Origin of the sequence: Sphingomonas sp. 3P27F8 (assembly GCF_005502745.1) — a bacterium.
GTDB lineage: Bacteria > Pseudomonadota > Alphaproteobacteria > Sphingomonadales > Sphingomonadaceae > Sphingomonas.
Genome location: NZ_SCNL01000035.1, coordinates 1 through 5,359, shown reverse-complemented (window position 1 = coordinate 5,359; position 5,359 = coordinate 1). Strand labels below are relative to the sequence as shown.

3 protein-coding genes are annotated in these 5,359 nt (G+C 60.9%); all 3 read left to right on the top strand.

All coding sequences use genetic code 11. The features are described from left to right. Nucleotides 1-95 precede the first annotated feature (95 nt). The 3 genes from FFS35_RS19730 to FFS35_RS19720 all read left to right on the top strand — a co-directional run bounded on the left by FFS35_RS19730 (nucleotide 96) and on the right by FFS35_RS19720 (nucleotide 5,221). Complete coding sequence (locus tag FFS35_RS19730) at nucleotides 96-923, top strand: conjugal transfer protein TraF (RefSeq protein ID WP_171007703.1); 828 nt, start codon at nucleotides 96-98, stop codon at nucleotides 921-923. Nucleotides 924-988: 65 nt separating this feature from the next. Next, the gene (locus tag FFS35_RS19725; RefSeq protein ID WP_010405711.1) at nucleotides 989-2,389 is read left to right on the top strand and encodes a conjugal transfer protein TraH; all 1,401 of its coding nucleotides are present in this window, start codon (nucleotides 989-991) and stop codon (nucleotides 2,387-2,389) included. An 18-nt stretch (nucleotides 2,390-2,407) separates the two neighbouring features. Next, the gene (locus tag FFS35_RS19720; protein ID WP_137788464.1) at nucleotides 2,408-5,221 is read left to right on the top strand and encodes a conjugal transfer protein TraG N-terminal domain-containing protein; all 2,814 of its coding nucleotides are present in this window, start codon (nucleotides 2,408-2,410) and stop codon (nucleotides 5,219-5,221) included. Nucleotides 5,222-5,359 lie beyond the last annotated feature (138 nt).

Sequence of the window (5,359 nt, the reverse complement as noted above, 5' to 3'; positions counted from 1 at the left end):
AGCACTTCCGGCGCTTCGCCACGCGCTATGACCGACGCACCGCCCACTTCGCAGGCTTCATACACCTCGCCGCCGCCATGATATGGCTACGATGAATGTCGATCCGTCCTAGGCTTTCGATGCTCCTGCTGGGCCTGCCGCCGGTCGGCACGGCGGTTCCGCTCCGAGCCCAAGAAACTACCGCCGCTCGCGATGCGATTGAGCAGGACATGCCCGATGATTTCTATTGTGGAGAGCGTCGGCTCGGCCAGTGGTTCTATTGCGCGAAGCCGAAGCCGACCGAGACCCCGCTCAGCGCCGCGGCCGAGCCGCAGGTGAGCGCGGCCGATCGGATCGCGGCGATCGGCAGGCAGCTCGACGAATTGAAGGCGCGTGCGATCCTCGAGCCGAGCGAGGCCAACGTCATTGCCTATGTTCGCTTTCAACGTGAGCAGCTCGATCGCGCGTCCACCTTCTCCGATACCTGGCAGCGGGCGCTCTGGCAGAACCCCGATCTCGACTACACGCTTCAACGACCTGTCTCGACGGTCGGCAAGCGCCTCTGGCTCGACAACCGCAAGGCGGACCGGGATGAGGTCTTGACTAACCTTGGGCAGCGATATGGCTTGTTCTATTTCTACGCGCAGAGCTGCGGCGCCTGCGAGGTGTTTGCGCCGATCCTCCGCTCGGTCACCGACAGCCACAGGATGACGGTGATGGCCGTCTCGATGGACGGCGGCCCGAACCGGGAATTTCCCAACTATGTGGTCGATTCTGGCCAACGAGCCCGCATGGGCGTGCCCGGCAATGAGACGCCAGCGCTTGTCCTGTTTGACACGCAGACGAAGCGGACGATTCCGGTCGGCTACGGCGTGCTCAGTGCCGACGAGATCATGGACCGCATCTTTATGCTGACTAACACGAAGGTGGGGAGCGATTATTGATGGAACAGACACCAGAGCTTGGGCGGCGGTCCCCTCTCCACAGGAAGATAGCGGCGTGTCTGGCGATGGTTGCTGCGTCCCATTTCGCCTTGATCGGTGTGGCCCGGGCCGACGTCGCCTCGGAGATGAACGGCTTCTTCAACGACGCTGGCGGTGCCGCGAATGTGACTGGGCCAACGGCCTTCCAGGGCCAGTCGGCAGGCTATTATTCGCTCGGAAATGTCTGGACCCGCTTCCCCCAGAAGAGCGTTTCGCCGTTCAATCTGCAGCTGCCGAGCGCACGCGCCGGCTGCGGCGGTATTGACCTCTTCAGCGGCAGCTTTTCCTTCATCAACGCCTCCGAGATCGTCGCCATGTTGAAGGCGACGGCGAACAATGCGCTCGGTTTCGCCTTCAAGCTCGCCATCGATTCCGTGTCGCCGGAAATCGGGAAGGTGATGGATGAGTTCAGCCAGAAGGCACAGCTCCTCAACCAGATGAACATCTCGAGCTGCGAAACCGCGCAAGCGCTGGTCGGCGGAATCTGGCCGCAAATGGACTCCACCCGTTCGACGATCTGCGAAGCGGTCGGCAACAGCCAGGGCGTTTTCTCGGATTGGGCCGCGTCCCGCCAAGGCTGCAACAACGGCAACAAGCGGGATGCTACGATTGCTGGCAACACCGACGCCAACATGAAGGATCAGCTTGTCGGTGAACCCCATAACTACACGTGGGAGGCGTTGAAGAAATCGGCCAAGTTCGGCGCCTTCGACCAATCCTTTTCCGAATACATCATGACGCTGGTCGGCACTGTCGTGACCCAGCCTTCCACGGATCCGTCGGTGGGCGGCAAGGTCGTGATGTTCGGTCCGGCGGAGGAGGCCGTTGTCACGGCGCTGCTCGACGGCACGGCCGACGCGCCGGCGGTCAAGATGCTCAAATGCAATGATACCGACTGCTACGATGTCGGCGAGCAGACCCTGACCGTTCCGGCGTCGTCCGCGCTCCGGCCGCGGATTGCCGGCATGATCAAATCCATGAGCAGCAAGATCCGCACGGATACCGCGCTTGATGCGGCCGAGAAGCAGCTTCTGAACATTGCGACCGTCCCGATCTACAAGATCCTCGCCGTTCAGGCCTACGCACACTACGCGCTGACCGATGGCGAGATCGAAACGCTGTCGGAGATCGTGGCCGTCGATCTGTTGGCTGCTATGCTCGACAACATGCTTGATCGCGTCGAGCAGGCTCAGACGCATTATCAGACGTTTGACCAGGTGACCGCCAATCAGTGGAAGCAGCAGATCTCTGCGACGCGCCAGAAGTTTGCCCAGCGAGATGTAAAGCTCTCGAACAAGCTGCAGGTCACCATGCAGATTATCGACCGCAGCATCATGCTCGAGTCCACCCTCCAGAACTCGATGACGCCGGGGATGTCGTCCGCGCTCAATTTCTCGCGCGGGCTCAATGCACAAGGGCTGAACTAGGGCAGGGGAGCTGCGGGGATGGTGGAGGTCTTCACGGTTGGGGGTGGCGAGTATCTCGTCAACACCTTCAACGCCGTCGCTGCCTGGTCCGGGGGTGGGGGATATCGATCCTTGCTCCGCGTCGTGATGGTGATGGGCCTGATCTACTCGTTGCTCGTCGTCGCGTTCACGCTCAACTTTCGAGTCTGGCTGAACTGGTTCCTGCAATCGACACTGATTTATCTTTGCCTGATGGTACCGACGATCGATGTGAAGGTGACCGATCGGATCAATCCGTCGCTGGCACCGGCAACGGTTGCGAACGTACCGCTCGGGCTTGGGGTGCTTGCGAGTTTCACGACTCAGATTGGCGATTGGCTGACACGTACCGCCGAGACTGTCTTCGTTATGCCGGGCGAACTCAATTACTCGAGCAATGGCATGGTCTACGGCGCGCGTCTGTACGATGCGACCCGCAACTTCGTCATCCGCGACGCTGAGTTTTCGACGAACCTGGAAGAGCACTTCAAGAAATGCCTGTTTGGCGATGTGATGCTTTACCGCAAATCACTCACGGTCCTTGCGCAGTCGAAGGACCTCTGGACGGACATCGGGCCAGGATCGGAAGCTCGATCGCAGGAGTGGTTAGAGCGCCAGGGCGACGGCACGGTGAACAGCGCGATCGTCACCTGCCGGCAGGCCTACGATATGCTCAACGCCCAATGGGCGCCGATGATAGAGGCAAACACGCCGCTTTGGGGCAAGGAACTCTATCCGAAGCTGAGCAACACGCTCGCGGCCGACAAGCTCAAACACGATCTGCCGATCGCGAACGCTGCCTTCACTGGATCGGGCAGCAACTATTCTGACTCGATGCGACAGAACACGGCCATCAACGCATTCATGCAAGCACGAAACAGCATGGCGGGCGGGTCCGGCGCGGCGACGATCGATACCTTCGCGCAGACGCGCGCGGACATACAGGCGCGCAACACCTACAATTCGATCGCTCAGCAGGCGATGGCCTGGGTGCCGATTTTGAATATCGTCCTCACGGTTGTCTTCTTCGCGATGTTCCCGGTGATCTTCCCGTTGTTCCTCATGCCCCAAACGGGGCTGACGACGTTGAAGGGTTACGCGATGGGGTTCTTCTACCTCGCCGCATGGGGACCGCTGTACGTCATTCTCCATATGATCTGCATGACGAGGGCGGAGGCGGCTGCGGCCGGTGTTGCCAGTGGCGGCGTGACGCTTGGCACCTATGCCGGCATAGGTGCAGTGAATGGTGAGACGGCGACGATCGCCGGCTTCATGCTGATGAGCATCCCGTTCCTCGCTGCCGGCCTGGCGCGTGGAGCCATGTCGATTGCGGGGCAGGCGACGTCGATGCTCGCGCCCGCGCAGAATGCGGCGGAGGCGGCCGCACTCGAGCAGACGACAGGCAATTATTCCTACGGGAATGTGAGTTGGGCAAATTCCACGTCGAACATGCGCCAGAGCGATCAGTGGACGACGGCACCGAGCTACATGGGCGGCGCGACCAGCGTCGGCTGGCGGCAGGATAACGGCGCGGTCGTGTCTGGCTTCGGCAATGGTCAGGAGGTGTTCGACACCAGCGGCGCAATCTCGCGGCTAGGGTTCACGCCAACGATGAACTCCGGAACGGTGGCGGAGTGGCGGGAGATGGCGAGCGACGCGCATCGTCAGGCGCAGGCGTTCGAAAATGCCGCCCAAGAGATCCTGACCAGCACGCATACCAACCGCAGCGCCTTTGGAACCTCGACGGAACGCTCTTCGGGCTTCGAATCTGGTGCCGGTAGTTCCGCAAATACCAACGTCGAGAAGTTTGATCGGACGACCGGCTCAAGCTCACAGGGCCTGGAAGAGCGCTCATCGACCGGCCAGAGCCAGCGGATCTCCGAAGGTCACGATCGGCAAGCTGGGACGACAGATCAAGTCGCCGGTTCGCTTGGAGGGGCGCTTGGTGGGGCTGGGCGGGGAGCTACTGGCGGGAAGGGCCGATTGGGCAGCCTGCTGCCAAACGTCAGCGGCACTGTCAGTGTCAACAAGACCGGAACTCAAACGGATAACCTGCGGTACGGGACGGATTCGAGCAAATCTACTGACTCTTCTAGCTCCTCGTCGAGCGGCGTGCGCGATGAACACTCGAGCGGCATCGGAGCATCCACCTCCGACGGCACTTACGAACGGTCTGGTGTGTTCAGCCGGTCTTCCGCAACGTCTTCCTCCTCGCAAAGCACTGAAGATGCCCTTGCACGGGCGCGCTCCTACACGGAAGCGGCACGCAAGATGGAGGAGCTGTCCGAGTCGCTTTCGCGCGACGCCAGCTTCGCCGAAACGCACGGGATGCAACTCAGCGAAAATCTGAGCCAGGACCTCGCGCAGTGGTACCGGCAGCAACAGCTGCTGCACCCGAACCTGGACGCGCCAGAACTATGGGCGACGAACCTGACCGACCAGCAACGTGCTGTCAGGTCGCAGATGATCCAGCAATGGTCTCAGGAAAAACGCGACGCGCTTTGGAATGAAATCCAGGGCAGCATCTCCGAGCCAAATTTGGTCGATGTGCGCCGCACGGATGTAGGGGGGCCTGGCGATGTCCGAGCGTCTTATCGCCCGCACGGGGTTGATCGGCTTGGCAGCGGCAGCCGGGGCGGCGATCCAAATGCCGCCGCAAGAATCATCGACGAGGGTCGGGCCAGGCTGAGCGACGACAGAGCTGCTGCAGAGGCCGCCCGATCCAATCGAGCTGGCGCAACCGTTGATTTGCAATCGGAAGTAAACCGCGATCAAAATCGCGGATTTTTCACCGATCCTGATCTTAGGAAATGAATGTGCAAATCACCAGGCCACGAACGGCTCTGTTGCAAAAATCGTGAAGCTTGAGCATGCTTGGCGGAGATTGGACGGACGGAACGATGACGGATTTCAAGTGGCGCCATTTCCAGGGTGATGTGATCCTGTGGGCGG